Genomic DNA, 24,383 nt, shown 5'->3' with positions numbered 1-24,383 from the left:
GGATAAAGAAAAAGCGCCCGAAGGCGCTTTTTCCTGGAGGTTCCTGCGTCGCTTAGACGCCAGTCTGCGCCCTGGTGCAGCCAGCGCTATTCCCGGCGGTCCACGTCACAGCGTTGGTGCCAACGGCCGGGGTAAAGGTTACGTTGCAGCCAGCCAAGGCGGCAGCGCCAGTAATAACGATCGCCGCAGTTGCCGGCGTGACAGCCACAGTGCCGTTAGGCGGGTTCTGGATGCCAGGATAACCAACAGCAGTCGTAAGAAGGGCGACGGTATCGCAAGAAGCAATCGTGCCACTATTCTCCTGCAGACACTGTGCGATCGCCATCTTCAGCGCCGCAACGGACGTAATGTTGTCCGACCAACGTGAGCGCGTCACATAGTCCTGATACTGCGGAATCGCAATCGCCGCCAGAATACCAATGATCGCCACCACGATCATCAGTTCGATCAGCGTAAAGCCCTTCTGGACTCGACGGCCCAGCTTCTTCAGTTGTTGTACCCGTTGCATGATTTGACCCCTCGAAGAGATTTTGGTTGAGCGTTGCACGTCTTCGGTTTCGTGACGCGGGAACCATTGAGCAGTAAGTGTGCCAGCGGCATCCCCATCCGTATGAGGTGAAAAGCGACAAAATTCGTCACCCGGCAGGGGCTTGTCGGCCACGAGCGCCAAAATTTGTCACCTGCGCCCCTTACCACCCGGCAAAGCGACAAAATGTGCGATCACTCACATGAGTTAGTTGTCCACCCCACCGACAGGGGCCTCGCCAACCGCAAACAAAAAGGGCGGCCAGCAGGCCGCCCTTCTCGCCTCGGCAAAGACCCCGTCAGGCCGCCTGCGCCGACCGGCGGCTCAGCAGCTTGCCCATGATCACCACCAGCATCGCGCCCGCAGCGCCAAATACCAGGTGGGCATGCGGCACGTGGACCTCGAACCAGGCTGCGTCAACCGGATCGCTGACCAGCATCTCACCCGCCAGGTAGCCCAGCAGCGCGGCGCCCAGCACGATGATGACCGGGAAACGTTCCATCACCTTCAGCAGCAGCGTGCTGCCGAACACGATCAGCGGGATCGACAGGCCCAGGCCGATGATCAGCAGCATCAGCTGGCTGCCCTCGGGGCCCTTCTGCGCGGCGGCGGCCACGGCGACCACGTTGTCCAGCGACATCACCAGGTCGGCGATCAGGATGGTGCGGATGGCGGCCCAGATATTGTCTTTGCCGTCGTGGCCTTCCTCGTCGTCATCGCCGGTCAGCAGTTGCACGCCGATGTAGACCAGCAGCACTGCGCCCACGATCTTCAGGTAGGGCAGGCTCAGCAGCTTGACCGCGGCCACGGTCAGCACCACGCGCATGATGATGGCGGCGGCGCTGCCCCAGAAGATGGCTTTCTTCTGCTGGGCGGGCGGCAGGTTGCGCGAGGCGAGCGCGATCACCACCGCGTTGTCGCCGGACAGGACGATGTTGGTCAGGATGATCGATCCCAACGCAATCCAGAATGTGGTGGAAGACAGCAGTTCCACGGCAGGGCTCCTCGAATTTTATAGGTGGCAAACCCGTCATCTGACGGGGTTTCGGATGTCTCAAAACACGGACATGACTGTTTACCGCACGAACCTTTCGATTAGATTTCAATTCTGTAATGTTTCGTGCCGGAAGCCACGCTGAAACGTCCGCCAGAAAGACAAAGCCCCCGCGCGGGCAGGGGCTTTGCCTGGTTCGTCATTCCAGCGCTCGCTGGAATGGCGAGGTACGACTTACAGCATCGCCTTCAGCAGGCGGCCCATCTCCGACGGGTTCTTGGTCACCTTGATACCGCAGGCTTCCATGATTTCCAGCTTGGCCTGGGCGGTATCGGCACCGCCCGAGATCAGCGCGCCGGCGTGGCCCATGCGCTTGCCCGGAGGCGCGGTCACGCCAGCGATGAAGCCGACCACCGGCTTCTTCATGTTGTCCTTGATCCAGTTGGCCGCGTTGGCTTCGTCCGGACCGCCGATCTCACCGATCATGACCACGGCGTCCGTTTCCGGATCGTCGTTGAACATCTTCATCACGTCGATGTGCTTCAGGCCGTTGATGGGGTCGCCACCGATGCCGACAGCCGACGACTGGCCCAGGCCCAGCGCGGTCAGCTGGCCCACGGCTTCGTACGTCAGCGTGCCCGAGCGCGACACCACGCCGATGCGGCCCTTGCGGTGGATGTGACCCGGCATGATGCCGATCTTGATTTCGTCCGGCGTGATCAGGCCCGGGCAGTTCGGTCCCAGCAGCAGGGTCTTCTTCTTCTCGCGGCGCATGCGGTCCTTGACTTCCATCATGTCGCGCACGGGGATGCCTTCGGTAATGCAGACCACCAGTTCCAGGTCGGCGTCAACGGCTTCCCAGATCGCGGCGGCGGCGCCTGCGGGCGGCACGTAGATGACCGACACGGTGGCGCCGGTCTGGGCCTTGGCGTCCTTGACGCTGGCGTAGATGGGAATGCCTTCGAAGTCTTCGCCGGCCTTCTTCGGGTTCACGCCTGCGACGAAGCAGTTCTTGCCGTTGGCATAGTCGCGGCAGCCACGGGTGTGGAACTGGCCGGTCTTGCCGGTGATGCCCTGGGTGATGACCTTGGTGTCTTTGTTGATCAGAATCGACATGCTGTAATCCTTTGCTTGGCTACGAGCGGCGCGCGCAAGGGCTCAAGGGAGCGCCTGCGCACCGCTCGCGTTCGCGTATGGTTGCGTTCGTGCGACGGCTTACTTGCCAGCGGCAGCGGCCACCACCTTCTGGGCGGCTTCTTCCATCGTGTCGGCCGAGATGATGGGCAGGCCCGAGTCGGCCAGCATCTTCTTGCCGAGGTCTTCGTTGGTGCCCTTCATGCGCACGACCAGCGGCACCGTCAGGTGCACGGCCTTGGACGCGGAGATCACGCCTTCGGCGATCACGTCGCAACGCATGATGCCGCCGAAGATGTTGACCAGGATGGCCTGCACGTTCGGGTTGCTCAGCATCAGCTTGAAGGCTTCGGTCACCTTCTCGGTGGTGGCACCGCCGCCCACGTCGAGGAAGTTGGCCGGCTCGCCGCCGAACAGCTTGATGGTGTCCATGGTGGCCATGGCCAGGCCGGCGCCGTTCACCAGGCAGCCGATGTTGCCGTCCAGCGAGATGTAGGCCAGGTCGAACTTCGAGGCTTCGATTTCGTTGGCGTCTTCTTCATCCAGGTCGCGGTAGGCGACGATTTCCGGGTGACGGAACAGCGCGTTCGAGTCGAAGTTGAACTTGGCGTCCAGGGCGATGACCTTGCCGTCGCCGGTCAGGATCAGCGGGTTGATTTCGGCCAGCGAAGCGTCGGTTTCATAGAACGCCTTGTACAGGCCTTGCAGGGCCTGGCGGGCTTGCGCCACGCTCGCGTCGGGCACGCCGATCTTGCGGGCGATGTCGTCGGCTTCAGCGTCGGTCAGGCCAACCGACGGCTCGATGATCAGGGTGTGGATCTTTTCCGGGGTGTGGGCAGCGACTTCTTCAATGTCCATGCCGCCTTCGCTCGAGGCCATCAGCGCGACCTTCTGCGAAACACGGTCCACCACCAGCGAAACGTACAGTTCCTTCTTGATGTCGGCGCCTTCTTCGATCAGCAGGCGGTTGACCTTCTTGCCTTCCGGGCCGGTCTGGTGCGTGACCAGTTGCATGCCCAGGATGTTCGAAGCGTAGGTCTTGACGTCGTCGATGCTCTTGGCAACCTTGACACCGCCGCCCTTGCCGCGGCCACCCGCATGAATCTGAGCCTTGACAACCCACACCGGGCCGCCGAGCTGTTCTGCGGCCTTCAGGGCCTCGTCAACCGAGAACGCGGGGATGCCGCGCGGAACCGGCACATTGTATTTGCGCAGGATTTCCTTGCCTTGATACTCATGGATATTCATGCGTGTTTCCTTTCGGGTAGGCGTAAAAGGTAGAAGGGAAGAATCTGAAAAAGGAGACGAAATCTCTCGTCTGGCTGGCCGATCCTGAGAATCAGCCGGAGGTGCCGGTTGGCCGGTCGGCCGGGACAGCGTCATTGCCGTGATTGCCGCGGTCGCCATTGGCCGCGGTCTGCGCCTGAGGCGCGGTTGCGACGGCAGGTGCTGCCTCGGCCCGTGCCTTGGGCGTCGGCTGGTGACCATACCAGCGCGGGTAAAACTCTCGTACCACCTCGCCATCGAAACGCAGGGCGTGGCAGCCGTTCAACTGATAGGGCGGCTCCGGATTCGGATCGTCCTCGCCGTTGTCGCGGATACTGATGACTTCACCGGCAAAGGCCTGGATCGCCGTGCTGGGCAGCACGCCGGCGGCCTCGGTCAGGTGCGAGCAGCCGTTGATGCCGCCCAGGCGCTCGCGCACCGCCTTGCGGAAGCCCTTGCGCAGGTTCAGGCCGATCAGCTTGCGGTAGGCCGGGCCGATGGTGTCGCACTGCGACGGGTACGGCACCCAGTCGGAGCAGGCCTCGGCATCCAGCACCGTCATTGCCTCGTCGATCGTGATGCGCAGCCACAGGTCGTGCAGGGGCTGGCCCAGCGGGCGGATGCGGTCGCCGGCAAGTTCGATGTCGCGGGGCTTGGTGTCGGTCAGGCGCACCTCGATATCCCACAGGCCGTCCTCCCTCTGGTACGCATCGGCCGTGATGGCACGGCGGTGGCGCGGGGAGCGGTTGACGGGCTGGGACAGAGGCATGGCCAGGCTGGAATAACGGAAACGCTGGGGGCTCGGGAACGGCGGTGCCGGAGCACCGAATAACCTGGGGAGTTTAACATGCCGCGCCGCGTTGCCCGGGAACATCCTTGTGCGGCGACTGTCGCCCCGCATTGTCGGCCGACCACGGGCCGCGCGCCATTGCGCGAGGTATTTCCGCAACGCACCAGCCGTAACGGGGATTTACGTGGTGTCGCGCACGACAGCGGCGTGGCTGCGGAGCCACGACTAATGGCGCAATGCAGCGAAAACACCCTTCCGCCCGTGCAGGTAATCGGGCAGAAAAATGAGAGGCTTTGAGCACCGACGTATCAAGTCTCGTCCCCGTACTCTTCGTCCGCCCCCTGGATAATCTTGCCGACCACGGAACGCGAAAACCCTCGCGCCACCATGAAGCGGACCTGCTTGGCCCGCTCCTCGGGCGTGGCCGGCGGCGAGCCGAAGCGCTTGCGCCAGACCTCGCGCGCGCGCTCGGCCTCGGTCGCGCGCAGCCGGTCCTGCAGTTCGCCCAGCTGTTCGCTGCCCAGCTTGTGGGTCTTGGCTTCCTGCATGACCCGGGCGGTGCCATAGCGGGCGCCGCGGCGGTGCACCAGGCTGTCGGCAAAGCGCTGGTTGGACAGCCAGTTCTCGCGCTCGAGCGCGTCCAGCAACTGCTCGAGCTGCTCGGGCGACTCGGCATGCGGCGCCAACTTGCGTGCCAGCTCGGTACGGCTGTGCTCGCGGCGCGACAGGTAGCCGACGGCGCGGGCCTTGAGGGAAAGCGGGGGACGGGTTGCCATCGAGGGGTCAGGGCATTGGCATGGGCTGGCACTGCGTCATGCAGCCAAAGCAAAAAGGCCGGCGCATCGGCGATGCTCCGGCCTTCCGGCTGCTGCAGCGGCCGCTGGCGGGGGTCAGCCTTCCACCACTTCCGCCGCGACGGGGTTCATCGCCACCACGCCCAGCGCCGCGCGCACCTTGTTCTCGATCTCGTCGGCAATGTCCGGGTTCTCGCGCAGGTATTCGCGCGCGTTGTCCTTGCCCTGGCCGATCTTGTCGCCGTTGTAGCTGTACCAGGCGCCGGACTTCTCGACGATCTTGGCGTCCACGCCCAGGTCGATGATCTCGCCCTGCCGCGAAATGCCCTGGCCGTAGAGGATGTCGAAGAAGGCTTCGCGGAACGGCGGCGACACCTTGTTCTTGACCACCTTGACCTTGGTCTCGTTGCCGATCACGTCGTCGCCCTTCTTGATCGAGCCGATGCGGCGGATATCCAGGCGCACCGAGGCGTAGAACTTGAGCGCGTTGCCGCCGGTAGTGGTTTCCGGCGAGCCGAACATCACGCCGATCTTCATGCGGATCTGGTTGATGAAGATCACCAGGCAGTTGGTGCGCTTGATGGTGCCGGTCAGCTTGCGCAGCGCCTGGCTCATCAGGCGGGCCTGCAGGCCGGGCAGCGAATCGCCCATTTCGCCTTCGATTTCGGCCTTGGGCACCAGCGCGGCCACCGAATCGATCACGATCAGGTCGATCGAGCCCGAGCGCACCAGCGCGTCGGTGATTTCCAGCGCCTGCTCGCCGGTGTCCGGCTGCGAGATCAGCAGCTCGCCGACGTTGACGCCCAGCTTGTTGGCGTAGCTGACGTCCAGCGCGTGCTCGGCGTCGATAAAGGCGCAGGTGCCGCCCAGCTTCTGCATCTCGGCCACGACCTGCAGCGTCAGCGTGGTCTTGCCCGACGATTCCGGACCATAGATCTCGACCACGCGGCCGCGCGGCAGGCCGCCGACGCCCAGCGCGATGTCCAGGCCGAGCGAGCCGGTGGATACCACCTGGATGTCCTTCTCGACCTCGCCGTCGCCCAGGCGCATGATCGAGCCCTTGCCGAACTGCTTCTCGATCTGGGAGAGCGCGGCGGCAAGCGCCTTCTGCTTCTCGGCGCTCACGCCGGCACCTGCCTTCTTGTCGTCCATGGTCGTCCTTGAATCAATGGTGTATAAATAGGCCGCATGTGGCGCGGCCCCGGCTTTTCCGGAGTCAGCGCCGCGGGCCCGACAAACTGCGCGGCCACGCTGCGGACATGCAAATTATGACGCGCCCGGCAGCCCGTGCGGAATTGCGGGTACTGTATAAAAAAACAGTATGCTTGGCAAGCCCCATCGCGCCCGGTTCATCCGATTCCCGGCGCCGGCTCTGCCGGCCAGGTGGAGACAAACCATGCGCATTCTGATCGCCGAAGATGACGACGTGCTGGCCGATGGCCTGACGCGCTCGTTACGCCACTCGGGTTATGCCGTCGACTACGTCGCCAATGGCCTCGAAGCCGATTCGGCGCTGTCGACCCAGACCTTCGACCTGCTGATCCTGGACCTGGGCCTGCCGCGCATGTCCGGGCTGGAGGTGCTCAAGCGCCTGCGCGCGCGCGGCGCGATGCTGCCGGTGCTGATCCTGACCGCCGCCGACAGCGTCGACGAGCGCGTCAAGGGCCTGGACCTGGGCGCCGACGACTACATGGCCAAGCCCTTCGCGCTGTCCGAGCTGGAGGCGCGCGTGCGCGCGCTGGTGCGGCGCGGTGCCGGCGGCGGCGCCACGCTGATGCGCCACGGGCCGCTGTCCTACGACCAGGTCGGGCGCATCGCCTACCTGAACGACCAGATGCTGGACCTGTCCGCGCGCGAGACCGGCCTGCTGGAAATCCTGCTGACCCGCAGCGGCCGGCTGGTATCCAAGGAGCAGCTGGTGGACCACCTGTGCGAGTGGGGCGAGGAAGTCAGCAACAACGCGATCGAGGTCTACGTGCACCGGCTGCGCAAGAAAATCGAGGTGGGCGGCATCCGCATCGCCACGGTGCGCGGGCTGGGCTACTGCCTGGAGAAATTCCAGCCGGCCGTCGCTGCCCAACACTGACAAACCCCGTCCGCCGATTTCATTTCTCCGCAGGCGAACCCGCGACCGGACCTGAGGCCACACCGTCGAGATGAGCCTGCTGCGACTGCCCTGGCGGCGCCCGCACCGCGCGGCGCCGCCCCCCTCCCCCACCGCGGCGCCCGACGCCGAGGCCGCCGACCAGGAACTGGCCGACGCGCTGCCGCACCTGGAAGAAAGCACCGCGCATCCGGCGCCGCGCTCGCTCTTCGGCGAGATCCTCGACTGGATGCTGGCGCCGCTGTTGCTGCTCTGGCCAATGAGCATCGCGGTGACCTACCTGGTGGCCAAGTCGATCGCCAACGGCCCCTTCGACCGCGCGCTGGAGGCCAGCGCCATCGTGCTGTCGCAGCAGGTGCGCGAGGTGAACGGCCGCGTCACGCTGCAGCTGCCACTGTCGGCGCGCGAGATCCTGCGCGCCGACGAGACCGACAACATCTACTACCAGGTGGTGGGCAAGCGCGGCGAGTACATCGCCGGCGACCACGACCTGCCGCTGCCGTCCGAGGAAGACCAGGGCCATGCGGGCCTGGTGTCCCTGCGGGATGACCGCGTGGCGGGCAACGACGTGCGCGTGGCCTATACCTATATCGACCTCAAGCACGTCAGCGGCACGCAGCCGGTGCTGGTACAGGTGGCCGAGACCCTGGACAAGCGCGCGCGGCTGGCCAACGAAATCATCAAGGGCGTGATCCTGCCGCAGTTCGTGATCCTGCCGCTGGCGGTGGTGCTGGTGTGGTTCGGGCTGTCGCGCGGCCTCGCGCCGCTCACTGCGATCCAGCAGCGCATCCGCACGCGCAACCCGGGCGACACCAGCCCCATCGACGAACGCGCCGCGCCGCAGGAGATCACGCCGCTGGTGGGCTCGTTCAACGAGTTGCTGGCGCGACTGGACCAGTCGGTGCAGACGCAAAAGCGATTTATCGCCGATGCCGCGCACCAGATGAAGACCCCGCTCGCGGGGCTGCGCATGCAGGCCGAGCTGGCCCAGCGCGAGCAGTCGCCGGAAGAGCTGCGGCGCTCGCTGGCGCAGATCGCCGGCAGCTCGGAGCGCACCGCGCACCTGGTCACGCAACTGCTGTCGCTGGCGCGCATGGAGAACCTGGCCGGCTCCGGCGGCATGGCGGCGCTGGACCTGTCGGCGCTGGCGCGCGAGGTGGTCAAGGACTGGCTGCCGCAGGCCTGGGCGCGCGAGATCGACCTGGGGCTCGATGCGAGCGACCATCCGGTGATGGTGCAGGGCAACCGGCTGATGCTGACCGAAATGCTGAACAACCTGCTCGACAATGCCATCCGCTACACGCCGCGCGGCGGCCATGCCACCGTGCGTGTCAGCGCCGATGCATTCGAGCCCTTCGCCTACCTGGACGTGGAAGACACCGGGCCGGGCATCCCGCCGGCCGAGCGCGAACGCGTGATGGAGCGTTTCTACCGCGTGCTCGGCACCAATACCGAAGGCAGCGGCCTGGGCCTGGCCATCGTGCGCGAGATCGTGCAGCAGCACGGCGGCGATGTGCAGATTTCCGACCACGTCTACCAGCAATCGCCGCGGCTCGCGGGCGCGCATTTCCGCGTGACGCTGCGGCGCCCCACCGAGCCGCCAGCAGAATGAGCCAGATCCCCTATCGTCCCGATGCCCGCCAGCGCCAGGCCTGGCATCGCAACCTGCGCTGGATCGCCGGGCTGCTGTGCGTCTGGTTCGTGGTCACCTTCGTGGTGGCATGGTTCGCGCGCGAGCTGCGCTTCGACTTCTTCGGCTGGCCGTTCTCGTTCTGGGTCGGCGCCCAGGGCGCGCTGGTGGTGTACGTGCTGATGGCCGCGCTCTATGCCTGGCGCATGAACCGCGCCGACGACGAAGCTGACAGGGCGACCGACAGCGAGGCCGTGCCCGCCCCCCTCCCTTCGCAGGGTGCTTCGCGCGGCGCAGGCATCGATGCTGCATAGCCGCACGCCGGTAAATCGCGCACCGAAGCCATCGCACGGCTGAAAGCGAGTGCGTCGCAGCATGCCAGGCACCGCGCACCGCTAGCGTATACCCCGATTATTTCGGCCTTTTTGCGCGCGAATCTGTCAGAACTCAGTAAGTTTCGCCTCCCACAATCCACTGCAACTCAGGCTCCCCGGCCAGCGGCACGGGCCTTTCCCGCGTCGCCGCGCCTTGCCCGAGATTCATTCCAGACGGAGGAGACAAGATGGCAAACGTGCAGAACGTCGCGGTGCCCGGAAGGGGCGCGCAGAACGCACCGATGACCCACGAAGAGCGCAAGGTGATCCTTGCCTCTTCGCTGGGCACGGTGTTCGAGTGGTACGACTTTTATCTCTACGGCTCGCTGGCGGCGATCATCGCCAAGCAGTTCTTCGCCGGACTGGATCCGACCTCGGCCTTCATCTTCGCGCTGCTCGCGTTTGCCGCCGGCTTTATCGTGCGGCCGTTCGGCGCACTGGTGTTCGGCCGCCTGGGCGACATGATCGGGCGCAAGTACACCTTCCTGGTGACGATCCTGATCATGGGCGTGTCGACGTTCATCGTCGGCCTGCTGCCGGGCTATGCCACGATCGGCTGGGCGGCTCCGATCATCCTGATCGCGCTGCGCATGCTGCAGGGCCTGGCGCTTGGCGGCGAGTATGGCGGTGCCGCCACCTACGTGGCCGAGCACGCGCCGCACGGCAAGCGCGGCTCCTATACCGCGTGGATCCAGACCACCGCCACGCTGGGGCTGTTCCTGTCGCTGATCGTGATCCTGCTGTGCCGCGAGCTGACCGGCCCGAACTTCGAAGTCTGGGGCTGGCGCATCCCGTTCCTGCTGTCGATCCTGCTGCTCGGCGTATCGGTGTACATCCGCCTGTCGATGAATGAATCGCCGGCGTTCCAGCGCATGAAGGCAGAGGGCAAGACCTCCAAGGCCCCGCTGACCGAGTCCTTCGCGCAGTGGCGCAACCTGAAGATCGTGATCCTGGCCCTGCTCGGCCTGACCGCCGGCCAGGCCGTGGTCTGGTACACCGGCCAGTTCTACGCGCTGTTCTTCCTGACCCAGGTACTCAAGGTCGATGCCAAGACGGCCAACCTGCTGATTGCCGGCGCACTGGTGATCGGCACGCCGTTCTTCATCTTCTTCGGGGCGCTGTCCGACAAGATCGGCCGCAAGTGGATCATCATGGCAGGCTGCGCGCTGGCCGTGCTGACCTACTTCCCGCTGTTCAAGGCGCTGACCCACTACGCCAACCCGGCGCTGGAGCGCGCCCAGCAGAGCGCCCAGATCGTGGTGACCGCGGATCCGAAGCAGTGCTCGTTCCAGGGCAGCCCGATCGCCCGCGAGATCGACTTCCGCAGCTCGTGCGATATCGCCAAGCGCACCCTGGCCCAGTCTTCGGCCAGCTATGAAGTGGTAGAAGCCCCGGCCGGCACGGTGGCAACGGTCAAGATCGGCGACAAGGAGATCAAGGCCTTCGACGCCAAGCTTGCCAACGGCCACAGCTTCGACGACGCCAGCAAGACCCAGATCGCGGCGTTCAAGAAGGAAGTGAGCGGCGCCATGTCCGCCGCCGGCTACCCGGCCAAGGCCGACCCGGCGCAGATGAACACGATCATGGTGCTGGTGATCCTGGTCATCCTGGTGATCTACGTCACGATGGTGTACGGCCCGATCGCCGCCATGCTGGTTGAGCTGTTCCCGACCCGCATCCGCTACACCTCGATGTCGCTGCCGTATCACATCGGCAACGGCTGGTTCGGCGGCCTGCTGCCCACCATCTCGTTCGCGCTGGTGGCCCAGAACGGCAACATCTACTACGGCCTCTGGTACCCGATCATCATCGCGGCCATCACCTTCGTGATCGGCGCGCTGTTCGTCCGTGAGACCAAGGACGTGAACATCTACGCCAACGACTGACGCCGGCTCGACCGGCAACGACGACGGCAGGCCATCCGGCCTGCCGTTTTTTTAGGCGGTTGCCTGCGGCCGCGCGGCGCTTCAAAAAACCTTGCAAGAAGGTGTTGACAGCCTAGAAAGGCCAGGTATAATCTCAGTCTTCGTTGGCGAATTAGCTCAGTCGGTTAGAGCGACGGAATCATAATCCGCAGGTCCGGGGTTCGAGTCCCTGATTCGCCACCATCTATTTAAAAAGCCGCGATCCCGCATGGGTTCGCGGCTTTTTTCTTTGGCGAATCGCTGAAGGTGTCACACAGCAGGGTGCTGGCCTGCCGCGTGACGATGATGGCTTTACGGCTGCGACAACGTGAACTCGTGCCGGCTCGTATCCAGCCGCGACACGCGATACTCGATCCGCTCGTCGTGATACGACGAGGCAACGCGCAGGATCTTCAGCAGCGGGCTGCCGACGGCGACCCCCAGCAAGGCGTGATCGTCCTCGTCGGCCAGTGCTGAGCGCAGGCGTTCTTCGGTACGGATGATATTGATGCCGAAGGCGTCCTGGTAGAAGTTGTAGAGCGTATTGGGCCGCTCGCGCAGCTGCTTTTCGGTCAGGCCCTTGAAGCGCTCCTCCGGCACCGTGATGGCGTCGATCATCATCGGCGCGCCTTCCAGCGACAGCACATTGGTGAAGCGGAACACGGGATCGCCCACCGCCAGCGCCAGTGCGGCCGCCTCTTCCTTGTCCGCCCTGGCGCGGCGAAACCTCGCCAGCCGTACCGTGGGATATTCGCGATGCCCGTCCTGGCGCACGATCCGGAAGAATCGGAAGAAGTGGTCCTCCTGCCGATGGGTGGCCACGAAGGTGCCGCGGCCCTGGTGGCGGATCATGATGCCTTCGGCCACCAGCTCGTCGATCGCCTTGCGCAGGGTGCCGATCGAAACGCCAAAGCGCTCTATCAGCTTGCGCTCTGAGGGGATGGCCTCCCCCGGCTTCCACTCGCCCTCCGCCAGCGCGGACAGGATGGCCTGCTTCACATCCTTGTACAGGATCCCGCCGATCGCACTGCCGGCATCAAATCTGGCACCCACCTTGAATTCCTTGTCCGAGTTCCCGCGCCGCCACCTGCCTCGCGGGGCTGGCTGCGCGGGTCGATTCATCTAGATAAGCCAGATCATACCGGAGCATACCGGAGCGCCTGGGCGGCCAGCCGCTGTCATTCCGCGCGGATATGTTTCTCTTCGATCAGCTTCGCCCAGCGCGTCACCTCGCCGTTGAAGTACTCGGCAAAGGGCCCGCTGGTCTGCGGCGCCGGAGCGAAGCCCGCCGCGACGATGCGCTCGCGCAGCGCGTCGGCCTGCAGCATGCGCGCCACCGAAGCCGACACCTTGTCCACAATCGGCCTGGGCGTGCCCGCCGGCATCATCAGCCCGGTCCAGTTCTCGACGATCAGGTCGGGGAATCCCGCCTCGGCCACGGTGGGGACATCGGGCAGCAGCGGATGCCGATCCCGCGTCGTCACCGCCAGCGCGCGCAGCTTGCCGCCCTTCACATAGGCCAGCGACTCCGGGAAGTTGGAGAAGACCACGTCGATCTGCCCGCCGATCAGGTCGGTCATGGACGGGGCGCCGCCCTTGTACGGCACATGGGTGAGGCTGGTCCCGGTCTGGCTTTCGAACAGCGCCATGGTCAGGTGCGGCGGCGTACCGTTGCCGCTGGAGCCGGCATTGAGCTTGCCCTTCTGTGCCGCGGCGGCCAGGTCCTTCATCGACTTGATCGGCGAGCTGGCCGGCACCACCACCAGCATCGGCGACGAGGCAATGCGCGCCACGGGCACCAGGTCCTTCTGCATGCTGAATGGCTGTTTGGGGAACAGCGTGACATTGGACGCATGGGTCAGCGTGACCGCCAGCCAGGTGTAGCCATCGGCCGGCGCCTTGGCGACCTGGTCGGCGCCGATATTGGCGTTGCCGCCGGGCTTGTTGTCGACGACCACGGGCCGCTTCCACTCCTCGGACAGCTGATGCCCCACCAGCCGGGCCATGATATCGGTCAGCCCGCCGGCCGAGAATGGCACGACATAGCGGATCGGCTTGCCGGGATAATCGCTGGCGGGCACGGAGGCCTGCGCGTTCCCCTGCGCCGCCGCGGGCGCGGACGCCAGCCCGGCCAGCGTGGATACTGCGGACAACACGACCAGAGCGCCGGTACCGTACCTGAGCGCGGTGCGAATCAAACCTCGATACATGCTGTGTCTCCGTTTTGTGGTTGCCGGCCCCGTCGTCGCGGGTCCGCTGTCGTTGTGGAATGAATTTCTAGGCGCGGCCCTCCTCGCCTGCGAGCGCGCGCAATTCGGTGAGCAAGGCGTCGGGAACCTCAATGCCATTGGCCCCGGCATCGGCCTGTGCGGCATCGCGCCGCGCGCCGGGCAGGCGTGTGCCTTCGTCTTCCAGCATCGCCTGCAGCAGCGCCTCGACGCGCTCGGCATACGCGTCGGTGCCGGCGAAGGCGCCAGGGTCCAGCACCATGAACAGTTGCCCGATGCGGGGGCGATTGCCGGCATCGCTGAAGAATGAATCGGCCTCGGCGCCGAACTGCGCACCCGCCAGAGATGTCACCAGCAACTCCACCATCAGCGCGAGCATCGCGCCCTTGACGCCGCCTGCGGGCAGCATCGAGCCGCGCAGCGCGGCCTGCGCATCGGTAGTCGGCTGGCCAGCCTCGTCCAGCGCCCAGCCGAGCGGGATCGGCTTGCCCTGCTTCGCCGCTACCATGATCTTGCCGCGCGCCACTTCCGAGAGCGACAGGTCGATCACCACCGGCGAGCGTTCCCGGCGCGGAAAGGCGGCGGCAATCGGATTGGTGCCGAACAGCGGGCGCCGCCCGCCCCATGCGGGCATTGCCGCTGGCGAGTTGCCCATCGCGATCCCCACCATGCCGGCCCGCGCGACGGCATCCAGCGGTAGCGCCGCGGCGCCGAAATGGTGGCTGTTGGTGACAGCCGCGACGCCCACGCCGGTTTCGCTGGCGCGGCGCATCGCCTCGGCGATAGCCAGGTCGCACGCGGGGAAGGCGAAACCGCAGCCCGCATCGACCAGCGCCGCGCTGGCCCGGGCGGACCGCACCGCGGGCCTGGCCCTGCCGTCGACACGATCCTCGCGCAGGTGCGCGACGTACATCGGCACGCGCGACACGCCGTGCGACGCCAGCCCTACGGCATCGGCCCGCACCAGCGCCGTGGCCGTGGCACCGGCCTGCAGCTCGCTCGCTCCCGCGCGGCGCAATGCGGCGTTGGCCAGCCGCCCCAGTTCAGTCATCGGCATGCGGCTCATGACAGGGCCTCCAGCGTCTGCCGCACCTGCTGCGCGATCATCATCGAGACCCGCACATTGGCCTCGCGCGTCACGCCGCCGATATGCGGGGTCAGGATCAGGTTAGGCACGCCCGCGAGCACACTGTCCGCGGGCAACGGTTCGCGCTCGAAGACATCGAGCGCCGCACCGGCCAGGTGCCCGTCGCGAAGCGCCTGCGCCAGCGCCGCCTCGTCGACCACGCCACCGCGCGCGGTATTGATCAGCACGGCCCCCGGCTTCATGCCGGCGATCCGCTGCGCATCGATCAGGTGCCGGGTGGCGGCGACCAGCGGTACATGCAGGCTGACCGCATCGGCTTGCGCCAGCAGCGTGTCGAGCGAGACGCTGCGCACGCCTGTGCGCGCCCACACCGGGTCGTCAGACGCCAGCATCGGATCGCAGGCCACCACCTGCATGCCGAAGGCCTGCGCCAGCGCCGCCGCCTGCCTGCCGATGTCGCCGAAGCCAACCAGGCCCAGGGTCTTGCCGAGCGCCTCCCTGCCCTCCGACAACCGCGCACGCGGCCACTGGCCGGCGGCCAGCTCGGCGCTGCTGGCGTATGCGCCGCGCAGCAGCATCGCGGCGGTGGTGACCACATACTCGGCAACCGAGCGCGCGTTGGCGCCGGCCGCGGGTATCACGCGGATGCCGCGCTCGCGGCAGGCCTCGACGTCGATATTGTCGAGCCCGACCCCGAGCCGCCCGACCACGCGCAGCGCTGGCGCACGCTCGAGCAGCGCCGCGTCGACCTGGGTGCGATTGCGCACGATCAGCGCGTGCGCTCCGGGCAACGCACCCAGCAGCTCGGCGCGGCGCTCCACCCAGGCCGGCTCGTACTGCAGGTCGAAGCCCGGGCGCAGCACCTGCACCGCGGCCGAGTCCATGAACTCGCTGATGCAGATGCGCTTCATCATGCCGACTCGTGGATGCGGGTCAGCACGAACTCGCGGTGGCCGAGCGCCTCCGCAGCCGTCCAGCGACCGTTGATCGTGGCGAGCATGCACTCGAGCAGCTTGTCGCCGGTCTGGTCCAGGGTCTGCTCGCGCTGCAGCAGGCCGGAGCAATCCACGTCCATGTGCTCGCTCATCAGCCGCACCGTGCGCGGATTGGCGCACAGCTTGATCACCGGCAGGATGGGGTTGCCGATCACGTTGCCCTGACCAGTGGGGAAGAAATGCACCACGTACCCGGCGGCTGCGCACAGGGTCACCATCTCGGCAGCGGCCGATGATGAATCCATGAACCACAGGCCCGGATGCGTCGGCTCCTCGGCCTTGTCCAGCACCCCGTCGACCGTGCACTTCTTGCCGATCTTCTGGATGTTGCCCAGTGCCTTCTCTTCGATGGTGGTGAGGCCGCCGGCGATATTGCCCTTGGTCGGTTGCGATTCCGACAGGTCCGAGGTCTTCCAGCGGTCGATCATGCCCTGGTAGCGCTCGAACATGGCCATGAACTGGTGCCGCACCTCGTCGTTGGCGCAGCGCGCGGCGACGATATGCTCGCCGCCGGTGAGCTCCGAGGTCTCGCCGAACACCAGCGTGGTGCCGAGCGGATGGAGCTTGTCGAAGGCATTGCCGACGGTGGGGTTGGCGCCGCAGCCCGAGGTGGTATCGGACTCGCCGCACTTGGTCGATACCCACAGCTCGTTGATCGGGCACTCCACGCGGTGCAGCGCCGTGGCGTACTGCACGTATTCCTTCGCCGCCTTCGAGGCGCGCATGATGGTGTTGTGATCGCCATGGCCTTCGATGCCGAAGCCGACCACCGGCTTGCCGGTCCTGGCGATGCCATCGACGACCTTCTTGGTCCAGCCCTCTTCGATGCCGATCACCACCACCGCGGCGACATTGGGGTTGCTGCCCGCGCCGATCAGCGTGCGGAAATGCAGGTCGAGGTCCGGGCCGAACTGCAGGCGACCATACGGGTGCGGGATCGCCATGGTGCCCTTGATCGCGACGGCGACGGCCTCGGCGGCCGCGTTGGACAGGTCATCCAGCGGCAGGATGATGACGTGGTTGCGCACACCGACGCGACCGTTGTCGCGGCGGTAGCCCCAGAAGGTGGTGTTTTGGTCGATCACGGACATGGCTTGGGTCTCTGATATTTGGTGGGGAGATGAGAGGAAGCGCGCGCGCCGGCTTACCAGCGCTTGGTCTTGATGTTGTGCACATGGGCGTGCTCGCCCGCCTTGATCGGTGCCACCACCTTGCCGATGTCGATGCCGTACTTGTAGACGGTGTCGTTGGGCTCCATGTCGCGCAGCGCCACCTTGTGCCCGATAGGGATCGGCTGCAGGGCCTTCACGGTCACGATCTTGTCTTCATCCATGATCCAGGCATTCAGCGTGGTGCCGGACTGGATCCCCTCCACCACGGCTACCGCCACGGTGTCCTTCGCGTCGTGCAGCACTACATGAATCATCGTTGTCTCCTCGGTATGGTTCGTCGGTGAACTGATCATAGGTAACGGTATGATCCATGTCAACCAACTCATATATATGATTTAGTTGAGTAAGCAAATGCAATGCTGCGCCGCCGCTTGCGCGGGCGAGGTCAATGGGAAGGCAGGAAGGGGAATTGCGGCGGCGTCAGCCGCCCTGGAGGCAGGTCAGCGTTCGCCCGGCGCATGCGGGCGAATGAAGCAAAGAGAGGACAAAGGCCGCGACAAGGGCCCGGGACAAAGACCGGCTTGCCGGCTTACCAGTAGCGCACGCGGCCGGTGTCGAGGTGGACGAACTGCTCGCCCTGGTAGAAACCGACGCCGCCGGCCTGCAACGACTTGGCGGCATCGCGCACATCGGACAGGGCAACGCCCGGCACGCGGATATCGATGGCCTTGCCGTCCATATGCAGGCTGTGCTTCGCCACGCCGCCGCCGCGCGAGGTGCGCAGCCGCGAGTTGGTAGCCGGGCTGCGGTAGCCGGAGATGACCTGGAACGGCTTGTCGGTGGCGAGTTCGCGGCGCACGCGGAACAGCACCTCGAAAAGCTGCGGATCGATCACCCCTACGGCGCCGGAATAATGGTCGCGCAGGAAGCCGTTGAGCGAACTCAGCGCATCCGGCAGGAAGCGGTCGCCCACGGCGTAGATCAGCGAAATATGCTCGCCGGTGTGGGTATGGTCGAAAGTGAGCTTACGGGCGTCTGCCAGGCTTGCCAGCGAGCGTCCATCCGGCAGGCTGGCCAGCGCGTTGCGCGGCGCGAGCGGCATCAGGCCCGCGGCCAGCGCCAGAGTCCCGGTGGTATGAAGAAAGCGGCGGCGTGCCTTGCGCGTCGCATCAGTCATGGTACTTCCTCTAGATGTGCGAGTCGCGCCTCATGGCGTCGAGCCCCTGGCGCGTGCGAGTGCCGGCGGCGTGGCGCGCCCGGTGCGTTGCCGCAGCGCGTTGTCCAGCAATTTATCGTGACCGTAGATGTCAGGGAGAAAGGATACACGACCATCGGCCCGCGCGATGACCGTGCCGTAGGCCAGCACCACGGGCAAGGGCTGTTGCAGGCGCACGGTTTTCGACTTGCGGCTCGCCATCGCATCGCGGATGCGCGCTTCGGTCCACTCCGGCATGTCCTGCATCACGAACTGCGCCAGCGCAACCGGCGTCTCGACGCGGATGCAACCGTGGCTGAAGTCGCGCCGGTCGCGCTTGAACAGCTGCGGCGTGGGCGTGTGGTGCAGGTAGATGTTCTCGTTGTTGGGGAACGCGAACTTGATGTCGCCCAGCGCATTCGCCGGGCCGGGGCGCTGGCGGATGCGCATGCGGCCATTGAGCACCGCGTCCAGGTTCTCCTCTGACAGCGTGGTCACCGCCTTGCCGTCGCCGGTCACGAACTCCAGCCCTTGCCGGTCGAAGTAGCCGGGGTCCTGGCGCAGGCGCGGGATGGTCTCGCGTTTGGCAATCGACGGCGGCACGTTCCAGTACGGGCTGAACTCGATATAGCGCATGTCTTCACTGAACAGCGGCGTGCGCGTATCGAGCGCCTTGCCGACGATCACCTTCATTTCCAGCTTGATATCGAGCTTGCCGTCGCGCACTTCATAGGCGCGCAGCATGAACTCGGGGACGTTGACCACGATCATGCGCGGACCGTCCAGCGGCGTCCAGCGCATGCGCTCCATGGTCAGTTCGATCTGCCGCACACGGCTGGCGATGGGTGCGTTGAGCTGCGCCAGCGTGGCCTGCCCGATCACGCCATCGGGCTGCAGGCCGTGCCGCGACTGGAACGCCTTGACGCCGTCGACCAGCGCGCCTTCATAGCGCGGCGGCACCGGCGTCCCCCCCGGCAGGTCGCCCAGTCCGGCCAGGCGGGCGGCCAGCGCCACGTTGCCAGCCCACCGCTGGCCCGGCGTGAGCTTGCTGCCGGGCAGCGCCGGCAGTGGCTGCAACCAGACCGGCTGCCTGGCGATCTCGCGATACCGGCCCAGCGCCTGGCGCAGCGTGCCGTACAGCGGGAATGACGGCGCGGCCTGCTGGACGGCGTCGGGGAGCCGGTGCTGCGCCACGGCATCGCGCAGCACCATGGCGGCGTCGAAGGGGCGGTCGGCCTGCGGGCTGAAGTTGGCGTGGACGGCGCGCGGGTTGACGCGGCCGGCGTGCAGGTCGGCCAGCATCCGCTCCATCGCGCCAGTCAGCGCGGCATCGAGGCGCGCCGCGGCGTCGGGTGGCAGCACGGGGCCGGTGGCCGCCTGGGTCACCGCCTGGCGCAGCGCGTCGGCATCGTAGTCGCGGGGATCCAGCCCATCGGCGGCGACACCGGCGAGCGCGTCGACCGCCTGGCGGGCTTCCGGCACCGGGCGTCCCTGGGCGAACCACAGTGGCCCCTGCACCGTCGCCGGCGCCTGCGCCGGCGCTTGCGCGAATGCGACCGGCACCAGCGCCGCGGCTGCACAGGCCAGCACCGCGGCGGCAAGACTGCGCGCGAGCCACGCGCCGCGGCCACGCATGGCGGCCTCGTGCGCAGCCAGAACGGAAGGTTTTCGGGCAGCCGTGGCCGCTGAGGTGGCGCCGGTGTGGGGTGCTGCCGCAGTCAGGATCAGAGGCATCGAGCGGACGGGTCACATTCGTCGTACACCACCACAGTCTACCCGCGTTGGCGCGATGGCGCGGCGCACCGTCCAGCGCGATGCCCGGCGGCAGCGGGCGCAACCAGTGCACCGTGCGGTACGTCGCCACCGGTGCCGCCACCGTCGGCGCCGCCAATTCCAGCGTGCTGTACACGATCACGTATTCCTGAGCTGCGCCGGCACGCAGCCGGCTGCCAGGCCCACCCCCCAAAACGGCGTGGGCCGACGCAATTTGCGCACCTCAGACTCAGGGCGCTGCTCACCACACCATCTGGTGCCGGCGCGCATAGTCGACCAACTCCACCAGCGAGCCGACATTGAGCTTGGCCATGATATTGGCCTTGTGCGTGCTGACGGTCTTGCTGCTGATCAGCAGCTCGGCCGCGATGGACTTGTTGGAATGGCCACGCGCCAGGTATTGCAGGATGGTGACCTCGCGGTTGCTCAGGCGCGGCACCGGCATCCTGCTCCTCGCCGATCTGGCGCGCGGCCTCCAGCGTCTGCATCGGGAACACCAGGTAGCCGCTTAGCACGCCGCGCACCGCCTGCAGCACCTCGGCGAGCCCGCGCTGCTTGGCGACGAAGCCGTGCGCGCCGGCGCGCAGCGCGCGCACCGGCGCCAGCGTGGTATCGCTGCCGGACAGCACCAGCACATGCACCATCGGAAACGCCGCCGAGATGCGCCGCACGAACTCGGTGCCGGGGTAGCCGAACCATTCCGCATCGACCAGCACCAGCCCCGGCCTGGTGCTCGCGCACCAGGCGGAAGGCTTCGGGCATGCCCTCCGTTTCCAGCACCCGGTCGGCGTCCAGCTCGGTGGCGAGCCGGGCGGACAAGGTCGCGCGGAAGCTGGAGGGTTCGTCGACGATCAGCGCGTGATGCAATTTCGGGCTCCTTGACAGTGTGGCTTGCTGCCAAGGTTAAGGGCCCTCCCCAGTCCTGAAGCGCCGAATCCTCGCTGCGCGGTTGCAGCAATCTCTGCGCCGCCGTCGGATGGTTCCGTAGCGGACAATGGGCTAGCCGTTGGCGGCGTCGAGCACCTCGGTGAGCTTGCGGCTGGCGTCCAGCGCCGCGGGGAAGCCGCAGTAGACCGCGCTGTGCACCATCAGCTCACGCAGCTCCCGTGGCGTGACGCCGTTGGCAAGCGCGCCGCGCAGGTGCCCGGCCAGTTCCTGCGGCCGGTTCAGCGCGATCAGCATCGACACCGTGGCCAGGCTGCGCTGCTTGCGGTCCAGGCCCTCGCGGGTCCAGACCGTGCCCCAAGCGAATTCCGTGACGAGCTGCTGCAGGCTGGTGTCGCCCTGCTGCGCGGCGGCGTCCAGCGCGCGCTGGACGTGGGTGGGCCCGAGCACCTCGGTGCGCACGTCAAGGCCGGCCTCGAAGGCGGGCGTCGGGGTATAGGCGGAAGGTTGGGTGGGTTCGGCCATGGCATGTGTCTCCGGTGCAAGGGGATAGCGCATGGTAGCCGAACCGGTGCGAATGGCCGCGGCGGTCACTCCGTGCCGGCTGGCAGGAAGCGCGGCGCCGGTGCCGAGCGCGGGACCTCCCGCTCGTCCTGCTGGTACAGGCGATAGGTGCCGCGCGCCTGGTTGTGCGGATGGCGTGCGGCCTCGTCCAGGGTCAGCACGCGCGCGAAGCACACGTCGGTGCCGCCCAGCACCGCTTCCCAGTGCGTGCTCGGCTGCGCCGCGATGCAAGCCGCAATGCGAGCCTTGACCGCCGGCCACAGGGTGCGGTCGTACTGCGCTGCCGGGTCGATGTCGGTCAGCTCCAGCCGCTCGAGCAGCTCGCGGTAGAACTGCGGCTCGAGCGCGCCCAGCGTGATGGCGCGGCCGTCGGCGCAACGGTAGACGTCATAGAACGGCGAATCGTGGAAGGGACTGGGCTGCGGACCGCCCAGCGTGCCCGCGGCGCGCGAGACCTGCACCAGCGAGCCCAGCATGGCGACGATATCGGTGATCGCCGCATCGACCACGCAGCCCTCGCCGTTGGCGCGCGCGCTCAGGATCGCGCTGGTCAGGCCGAAGGCAAGGCCGAGCGCACCGGTGGCATCGCCCATCACCGTCGGCGGCACCATCGGCAGCGCGTCGTCGCGCGCGGCCATCGACAGCAGCCCGGTCAGCGCGATGTAGTTCAGGTCATGGCCGGCGCTCTGCGACAGCGGGCCGGTCTGGCCCCAGCCGGTCATGCGGCCGTAGACCAGGCGCGGGTTGCGCGCGTGGCAGGCCTTGGGGCCCAGGCCGAGCCGTTCCATCGCGCCAGGGCGCAGCCCTTCGATCAGCGCATCGGCGCCGGCGACCAGGTCCAGCGCGGCGGCTACGCCTTCGGGCGACTTCAGGTTCAACTGCACCACGCGCTTGCCATGCTCGAGTTCCATCTCGGCCGGCACGGGCTGGCCGCGCAGGATGCGGCGCGCGTCCGGCGCGACCGGGCGCGTCACCAGCGTGACCTCGGCGCCCAGGCCGGCCAGCATCGCACCGCACAAGGGGCCGGGGCCGATGCCTTCGAACTCCACCACCTTGATGCCGCGCAGGGGCAGCATGCCTTGCTCACTCATGATCGTTGTCTCCAGGGTCGCCGTCCGCCCGCGCCATGGGCGCGGTGGCGGCTTGTATTCGCTATGGGTTGGATGGTCGGATGCGCCGCGCCAGCGGGCGCGGGGGGCTCGGGAGCATGCTACGCGCCACGGCGCCGGCGCGGCAATGGCCAAATGTTTCAGGCAGGTTGACGTATTTGTCATGCCGAAGGCGGCGTCCGGCTATCGCACTGCCGCATCGCCGATTTCCGAACCAACTTGATCTAAATCGTGTCCGAGCAGGAAACTACCTGCCATGATGGTTCCAGATGGCGGCGGCGCCGCACCGCTGCGCCGCCCGTATTCACCGATCCCCGCCATGCGGCGGTGTTCCTTAACCTGGCTCGTCCGACAGCCCCCATCCAGGAGATTTCCGTCATGACCAATATCGTGCTCGCCACCGACGGCTCGGCCTTCAGCGACGCCGCGGCGCGCTTTATCGCCGAAGGCAAGCTGCTGCAGAGCGGTTTTACCGTGCATGTCGTGCATGTGGCGCCGGAAGTGAGCGGCCAGGTGCGCGCCTTTGTCAGCAAGGAAACCATCGACGACTGGCACAGGGAAGCCAGCGACAAGGCGATGGTCGGCGTGTGCGACATCCTGGCGGCGGCCAATGTGCCATTCGAGCGGCACGCGCTACACGGCTTTGCGCCGGAGAAGATCGTCGCCTATGCGCGCTCGGTCGATGCGCAGGCCATCGTGATGGGCACGCATGGGCGCGGCTCGTTCTTCGATGCGGTGATTGGTTCGGTGGCGGGGCGCGTGCTGGCGCAGGCGCAATGCCCGGTGCTGCTGGTGAAAGCGCCGGAAAAAAAGGGATGATCTGAGCGGCAGGAAAACCGGCACCGTCAGAGGTGCCAGCGACTCAACCTCAAGCGCCCCAGAGGGGCGCTTCGTCCATCAGCGCCACCTGTTCGCGCAATTCCAGGATCCGGTCCTGCCAGTAGCGCGCCGTGCCAAACCACGGGAAGGCGGCGGGAAACGCCGGGTCGGCCCAGCGGCTGGCAAGCCAGGCGCTGTAGTGCAGCAGCCGCAGTGTGCGCAGCGCTTCCACCAGCCATAGCTCGCGCGCGCGGAACTCGGCAAAGTCTTCATAGCCGGCGACGATATCGGCCAGCTGGTCCTGCATGGCCGCGCGGTCGCCTTCGAGCAGCATCCAGATGTCCTGGATGGCCGGTGCCATGCGGCTGTCGTCGAAATCCACGAAATGCGGGCCCGGCGCACCGTGAGTGCCGCCGCGCGCGTCGTCCTCGTCGATCCACAGCACGTTGCCGCGGTGGCAGTCGCCATGCACGCGCAGCAGGCGCACATCGCCGGCGCGCTCGTAGCAGCGGCGCACGCCGTCCAGCGCCAGGTCCGCCACCGACTGCCACGCGGGCAGCAGGTCGGCGGGGATGCAGCCGCTGGCCAGCAGCCAGTCGCGCGGGGCGATGCCGAAGGTGTCGAGGTCGAGTGCGGGGCGGGCCTGGTAAGGCTGCGCGGCGCCGAGCCCGTGGATGCGGCCGATAAAGCGGCCGAGCCAGGTCAGCGTGTCGGAGCGGTCCAGCGCGGGATCACGGCCGCCGCAGCGGGGAAATACCGCGAAGCGGAAGCCGGCGTGGTGCAGCAGCGTACCGGCTTGGCCCGGCGCCAGCGCCATGGCGGGCACGGCCGGGATCTCGGCATCGGCCAGTTGCTGCACCAAGGCGTGTTCTTCGAGGATGGCCGCGTCAGTCCAGCGGCCGGGGCGGTAGAACTTGGCGACAACCGGCGCGGCATCCTCGATGCCTATCTGCCAGACGCGGTTCTCGTAGCTGTTGAGCGCCAGCAGGCGCCCATCGGGGCGCAGGCCGGCGGCTTCGAGCGCGTCCAGCATCAGCTCCGGCGTCAGGCCAGCGTAGGGTACGCCGGGGTCGGCCGGGGCGTCGGACGCGTGCATGGTG

General features: G+C 66.9%; 24 protein-coding genes, 1 tRNA gene and 1 pseudogene. 6 read left to right on the top strand and 20 right to left on the bottom strand.

Annotated elements, in window-relative coordinates; genetic code table 11:
• Window positions 1-52 precede the first annotated feature (52 nt).
• The 7 genes from ABNX08_RS02705 to recA form a co-directional block, all read right to left on the bottom strand.
• The gene (locus tag ABNX08_RS02705) at window positions 53-661 is read right to left on the bottom strand and encodes a prepilin-type N-terminal cleavage/methylation domain-containing protein (RefSeq protein WP_374063642.1); all 609 of its coding nucleotides are present in this window, start codon (window positions 659-661) and stop codon (window positions 53-55) included.
• A 163-nt stretch (window positions 662-824) separates the two neighbouring features.
• Window positions 825-1,520 (bottom strand): TerC family protein, encoded by a 696-nt coding sequence (locus ABNX08_RS02700; RefSeq protein ID WP_349605550.1) that lies wholly within the window; start codon window positions 1,518-1,520, stop codon window positions 825-827.
• 234 nt (window positions 1,521-1,754) lie between these two features.
• Complete coding sequence (sucD, locus tag ABNX08_RS02695; protein WP_349605549.1) at window positions 1,755-2,636, bottom strand: succinate--CoA ligase subunit alpha; 882 nt, start codon at window positions 2,634-2,636, stop codon at window positions 1,755-1,757.
• Between the two features lie 99 nt (window positions 2,637-2,735).
• Complete coding sequence (gene sucC / locus ABNX08_RS02690; protein WP_022533630.1) at window positions 2,736-3,902, bottom strand: ADP-forming succinate--CoA ligase subunit beta; 1,167 nt, start codon at window positions 3,900-3,902, stop codon at window positions 2,736-2,738.
• Between the two features lie 91 nt (window positions 3,903-3,993).
• Window positions 3,994-4,689, bottom strand: a complete 696-nt coding sequence (locus ABNX08_RS02685) for a DUF2889 domain-containing protein (RefSeq protein WP_022533629.1) — start codon at window positions 4,687-4,689, stop codon at window positions 3,994-3,996.
• A gap of 329 nt (window positions 4,690-5,018) precedes the next feature.
• The gene (gene recX / locus ABNX08_RS02680) at window positions 5,019-5,486 is read right to left on the bottom strand and encodes a recombination regulator RecX (RefSeq protein ID WP_022533628.1); all 468 of its coding nucleotides are present in this window, start codon (window positions 5,484-5,486) and stop codon (window positions 5,019-5,021) included.
• A gap of 114 nt (window positions 5,487-5,600) precedes the next feature.
• Entirely contained in the window at window positions 5,601-6,656 is a 1,056-nt protein-coding gene (recA, locus tag ABNX08_RS02675; protein ID WP_349605548.1) for a recombinase RecA, read from the bottom strand.
• 244 nt (window positions 6,657-6,900) lie between these two features.
• On the opposite strand from recA, the gene ABNX08_RS02670 reads away from it, so the two are divergent.
• The 5 genes from ABNX08_RS02670 to ABNX08_RS02650 all read left to right on the top strand — a co-directional run bounded on the left by ABNX08_RS02670 (window position 6,901) and on the right by ABNX08_RS02650 (window position 11,720).
• A complete protein-coding gene (locus ABNX08_RS02670) occupies window positions 6,901-7,590 on the top strand; it encodes a response regulator transcription factor (protein WP_349605546.1) in 690 nt (229 codons plus the stop codon).
• A gap of 70 nt (window positions 7,591-7,660) precedes the next feature.
• Entirely contained in the window at window positions 7,661-9,220 is a 1,560-nt protein-coding gene (locus ABNX08_RS02665) for a sensor histidine kinase N-terminal domain-containing protein (RefSeq protein ID WP_349605545.1), read from the top strand.
• Window positions 9,217-9,552 carry a DUF4212 domain-containing protein gene (locus ABNX08_RS02660; protein WP_349605543.1) on the top strand — a complete coding sequence of 112 codons (336 nt, stop codon included), beginning with the start codon at window positions 9,217-9,219 and terminating at the stop codon, window positions 9,550-9,552. Before ABNX08_RS02665 ends, ABNX08_RS02660 begins: the two co-directional genes overlap by 4 nt.
• 248 nt (window positions 9,553-9,800) lie before the next feature.
• Window positions 9,801-11,498: an MFS transporter gene (locus ABNX08_RS02655; protein WP_349605541.1), complete on the top strand. Its 1,698-nt coding sequence runs from the start codon at window positions 9,801-9,803 to the stop codon at window positions 11,496-11,498.
• A 145-nt stretch (window positions 11,499-11,643) separates the two neighbouring features.
• Window positions 11,644-11,720: transfer RNA gene (locus tag ABNX08_RS02650), tRNA-Met, on the top strand.
• 108 nt (window positions 11,721-11,828) lie between these two features.
• Here the strand turns inward: ABNX08_RS02650 and ABNX08_RS02645 are convergent.
• The 12 genes and pseudogenes from ABNX08_RS02645 to ABNX08_RS02590 all read right to left on the bottom strand — a co-directional run bounded on the left by ABNX08_RS02645 (window position 11,829) and on the right by ABNX08_RS02590 (window position 22,446).
• Window positions 11,829-12,569, bottom strand: coding sequence for a GntR family transcriptional regulator (locus ABNX08_RS02645; protein ID WP_349605540.1), 741 nt, complete (start codon window positions 12,567-12,569; stop codon window positions 11,829-11,831).
• 125 nt (window positions 12,570-12,694) lie between these two features.
• A complete protein-coding gene (locus tag ABNX08_RS02640) occupies window positions 12,695-13,726 on the bottom strand; it encodes a tripartite tricarboxylate transporter substrate binding protein (protein WP_349605539.1) in 1,032 nt (343 codons plus the stop codon).
• Window positions 13,727-13,793: 67 nt separating this feature from the next.
• Window positions 13,794-14,810 carry an Ldh family oxidoreductase gene (locus tag ABNX08_RS02635; protein WP_349605538.1) on the bottom strand — a complete coding sequence of 339 codons (1,017 nt, stop codon included), beginning with the start codon at window positions 14,808-14,810 and terminating at the stop codon, window positions 13,794-13,796.
• Window positions 14,807-15,742 (bottom strand): hydroxyacid dehydrogenase, encoded by a 936-nt coding sequence (locus ABNX08_RS02630; RefSeq protein ID WP_022533619.1) that lies wholly within the window; start codon window positions 15,740-15,742, stop codon window positions 14,807-14,809. Before ABNX08_RS02630 ends, ABNX08_RS02635 begins: the two co-directional genes overlap by 4 nt.
• On the bottom strand, window positions 15,742-16,917 hold the full coding sequence (locus ABNX08_RS02625) for a UxaA family hydrolase (RefSeq protein ID WP_349605536.1): 1,176 nt from the start codon (window positions 16,915-16,917) through the stop codon (window positions 15,742-15,744). The genes ABNX08_RS02630 and ABNX08_RS02625 overlap by 1 nt, the downstream gene beginning before the upstream one ends.
• Window positions 16,918-16,970: 53 nt before the next feature.
• On the bottom strand, window positions 16,971-17,252 hold the full coding sequence (locus ABNX08_RS02620) for a UxaA family hydrolase (protein ID WP_022533617.1): 282 nt from the start codon (window positions 17,250-17,252) through the stop codon (window positions 16,971-16,973).
• Window positions 17,253-17,527: 275 nt separating this feature from the next.
• A complete protein-coding gene (locus ABNX08_RS02615; protein ID WP_349605534.1) occupies window positions 17,528-18,115 on the bottom strand; it encodes a DUF882 domain-containing protein in 588 nt (195 codons plus the stop codon).
• Between the two features lie 30 nt (window positions 18,116-18,145).
• Complete coding sequence (locus tag ABNX08_RS02610) at window positions 18,146-19,768, bottom strand: L,D-transpeptidase family protein (protein WP_349605533.1); 1,623 nt, start codon at window positions 19,766-19,768, stop codon at window positions 18,146-18,148.
• Window positions 19,769-20,147: 379 nt separating this feature from the next.
• Window positions 20,148-20,345, bottom strand: a complete 198-nt coding sequence (locus ABNX08_RS02605) for a response regulator transcription factor (RefSeq protein ID WP_349605532.1) — start codon at window positions 20,343-20,345, stop codon at window positions 20,148-20,150.
• Between the two features lie 139 nt (window positions 20,346-20,484).
• Window positions 20,485-20,622: pseudogene (locus tag ABNX08_RS02600) on the bottom strand (DNA-binding response regulator); the annotation flags it as partial.
• Window positions 20,623-20,905: 283 nt separating this feature from the next.
• A complete protein-coding gene (locus ABNX08_RS02595; RefSeq protein WP_349605530.1) occupies window positions 20,906-21,316 on the bottom strand; it encodes a carboxymuconolactone decarboxylase family protein in 411 nt (136 codons plus the stop codon).
• 65 nt (window positions 21,317-21,381) lie between these two features.
• A complete protein-coding gene (locus ABNX08_RS02590; RefSeq protein ID WP_349605529.1) occupies window positions 21,382-22,446 on the bottom strand; it encodes a CaiB/BaiF CoA-transferase family protein in 1,065 nt (354 codons plus the stop codon).
• Between the two features lie 396 nt (window positions 22,447-22,842).
• Between ABNX08_RS02590 and ABNX08_RS02585 the strand changes: the two genes are divergently transcribed.
• On the top strand, window positions 22,843-23,283 hold the full coding sequence (locus ABNX08_RS02585; RefSeq protein WP_022533609.1) for a universal stress protein: 441 nt from the start codon (window positions 22,843-22,845) through the stop codon (window positions 23,281-23,283).
• 49 nt (window positions 23,284-23,332) lie between these two features.
• Here ABNX08_RS02585 and ABNX08_RS02580 read toward each other — a convergent pair whose 3' ends face one another.
• A complete protein-coding gene (locus ABNX08_RS02580; RefSeq protein ID WP_022533608.1) occupies window positions 23,333-24,379 on the bottom strand; it encodes a serine/threonine protein kinase in 1,047 nt (348 codons plus the stop codon).
• Window positions 24,380-24,383: the final 4 nt, after the last annotated feature.

The sequence above is a fragment of the Cupriavidus sp. DF5525 genome (assembly GCF_040149425.2).
GTDB lineage: Bacteria > Pseudomonadota > Gammaproteobacteria > Burkholderiales > Burkholderiaceae > Cupriavidus > Cupriavidus pickettii_A.
The sequence above is the reverse complement of the archived record's forward strand: the minus strand, read 5'-3'. Positions and strand labels throughout refer to the sequence as shown.

Coding starts and splice junctions, on each gene's coding strand:
- sucD (WP_349605549.1), bottom strand. CDS start 2,636: ATGTCGATTCTGATCAACAAAGACACCAAGGTCATCACCCAGGGCATC.
- sucC (WP_022533630.1), bottom strand. CDS start 3,902: ATGAATATCCATGAGTATCAAGGCAAGGAAATCCTGCGCAAATACAAT.
- ABNX08_RS02685 (WP_022533629.1), bottom strand. CDS start 4,689: ATGCCTCTGTCCCAGCCCGTCAACCGCTCCCCGCGCCACCGCCGTGCC.
- recX (WP_022533628.1), bottom strand. CDS start 5,486: ATGGCAACCCGTCCCCCGCTTTCCCTCAAGGCCCGCGCCGTCGGCTAC.
- recA (WP_349605548.1), bottom strand. CDS start 6,656: ATGGACGACAAGAAGGCAGGTGCCGGCGTGAGCGCCGAGAAGCAGAAG.
- ABNX08_RS02670 (WP_349605546.1), top strand. CDS start 6,901: ATGCGCATTCTGATCGCCGAAGATGACGACGTGCTGGCCGATGGCCTG.
- ABNX08_RS02665 (WP_349605545.1), top strand. CDS start 7,661: ATGAGCCTGCTGCGACTGCCCTGGCGGCGCCCGCACCGCGCGGCGCCG.
- ABNX08_RS02660 (WP_349605543.1), top strand. CDS start 9,217: ATGAGCCAGATCCCCTATCGTCCCGATGCCCGCCAGCGCCAGGCCTGG.
- ABNX08_RS02655 (WP_349605541.1), top strand. CDS start 9,801: ATGGCAAACGTGCAGAACGTCGCGGTGCCCGGAAGGGGCGCGCAGAAC.
- ABNX08_RS02640 (WP_349605539.1), bottom strand. CDS start 13,726: ATGTATCGAGGTTTGATTCGCACCGCGCTCAGGTACGGTACCGGCGCT.
- ABNX08_RS02635 (WP_349605538.1), bottom strand. CDS start 14,810: ATGAGCCGCATGCCGATGACTGAACTGGGGCGGCTGGCCAACGCCGCA.
- ABNX08_RS02630 (WP_022533619.1), bottom strand. CDS start 15,742: ATGAAGCGCATCTGCATCAGCGAGTTCATGGACTCGGCCGCGGTGCAG.
- ABNX08_RS02625 (WP_349605536.1), bottom strand. CDS start 16,917: ATGTCCGTGATCGACCAAAACACCACCTTCTGGGGCTACCGCCGCGAC.
- ABNX08_RS02620 (WP_022533617.1), bottom strand. CDS start 17,252: ATGATTCATGTAGTGCTGCACGACGCGAAGGACACCGTGGCGGTAGCC.
- ABNX08_RS02615 (WP_349605534.1), bottom strand. CDS start 18,115: ATGACTGATGCGACGCGCAAGGCACGCCGCCGCTTTCTTCATACCACC.
- ABNX08_RS02610 (WP_349605533.1), bottom strand. CDS start 19,768: ATGCGTGGCCGCGGCGCGTGGCTCGCGCGCAGTCTTGCCGCCGCGGTG.
- ABNX08_RS02595 (WP_349605530.1), bottom strand. CDS start 21,316: ATGGCCGAACCCACCCAACCTTCCGCCTATACCCCGACGCCCGCCTTC.
- ABNX08_RS02590 (WP_349605529.1), bottom strand. CDS start 22,446: ATGAGTGAGCAAGGCATGCTGCCCCTGCGCGGCATCAAGGTGGTGGAG.
- ABNX08_RS02585 (WP_022533609.1), top strand. CDS start 22,843: ATGACCAATATCGTGCTCGCCACCGACGGCTCGGCCTTCAGCGACGCC.
- ABNX08_RS02580 (WP_022533608.1), bottom strand. CDS start 24,379: ATGCACGCGTCCGACGCCCCGGCCGACCCCGGCGTACCCTACGCTGGC.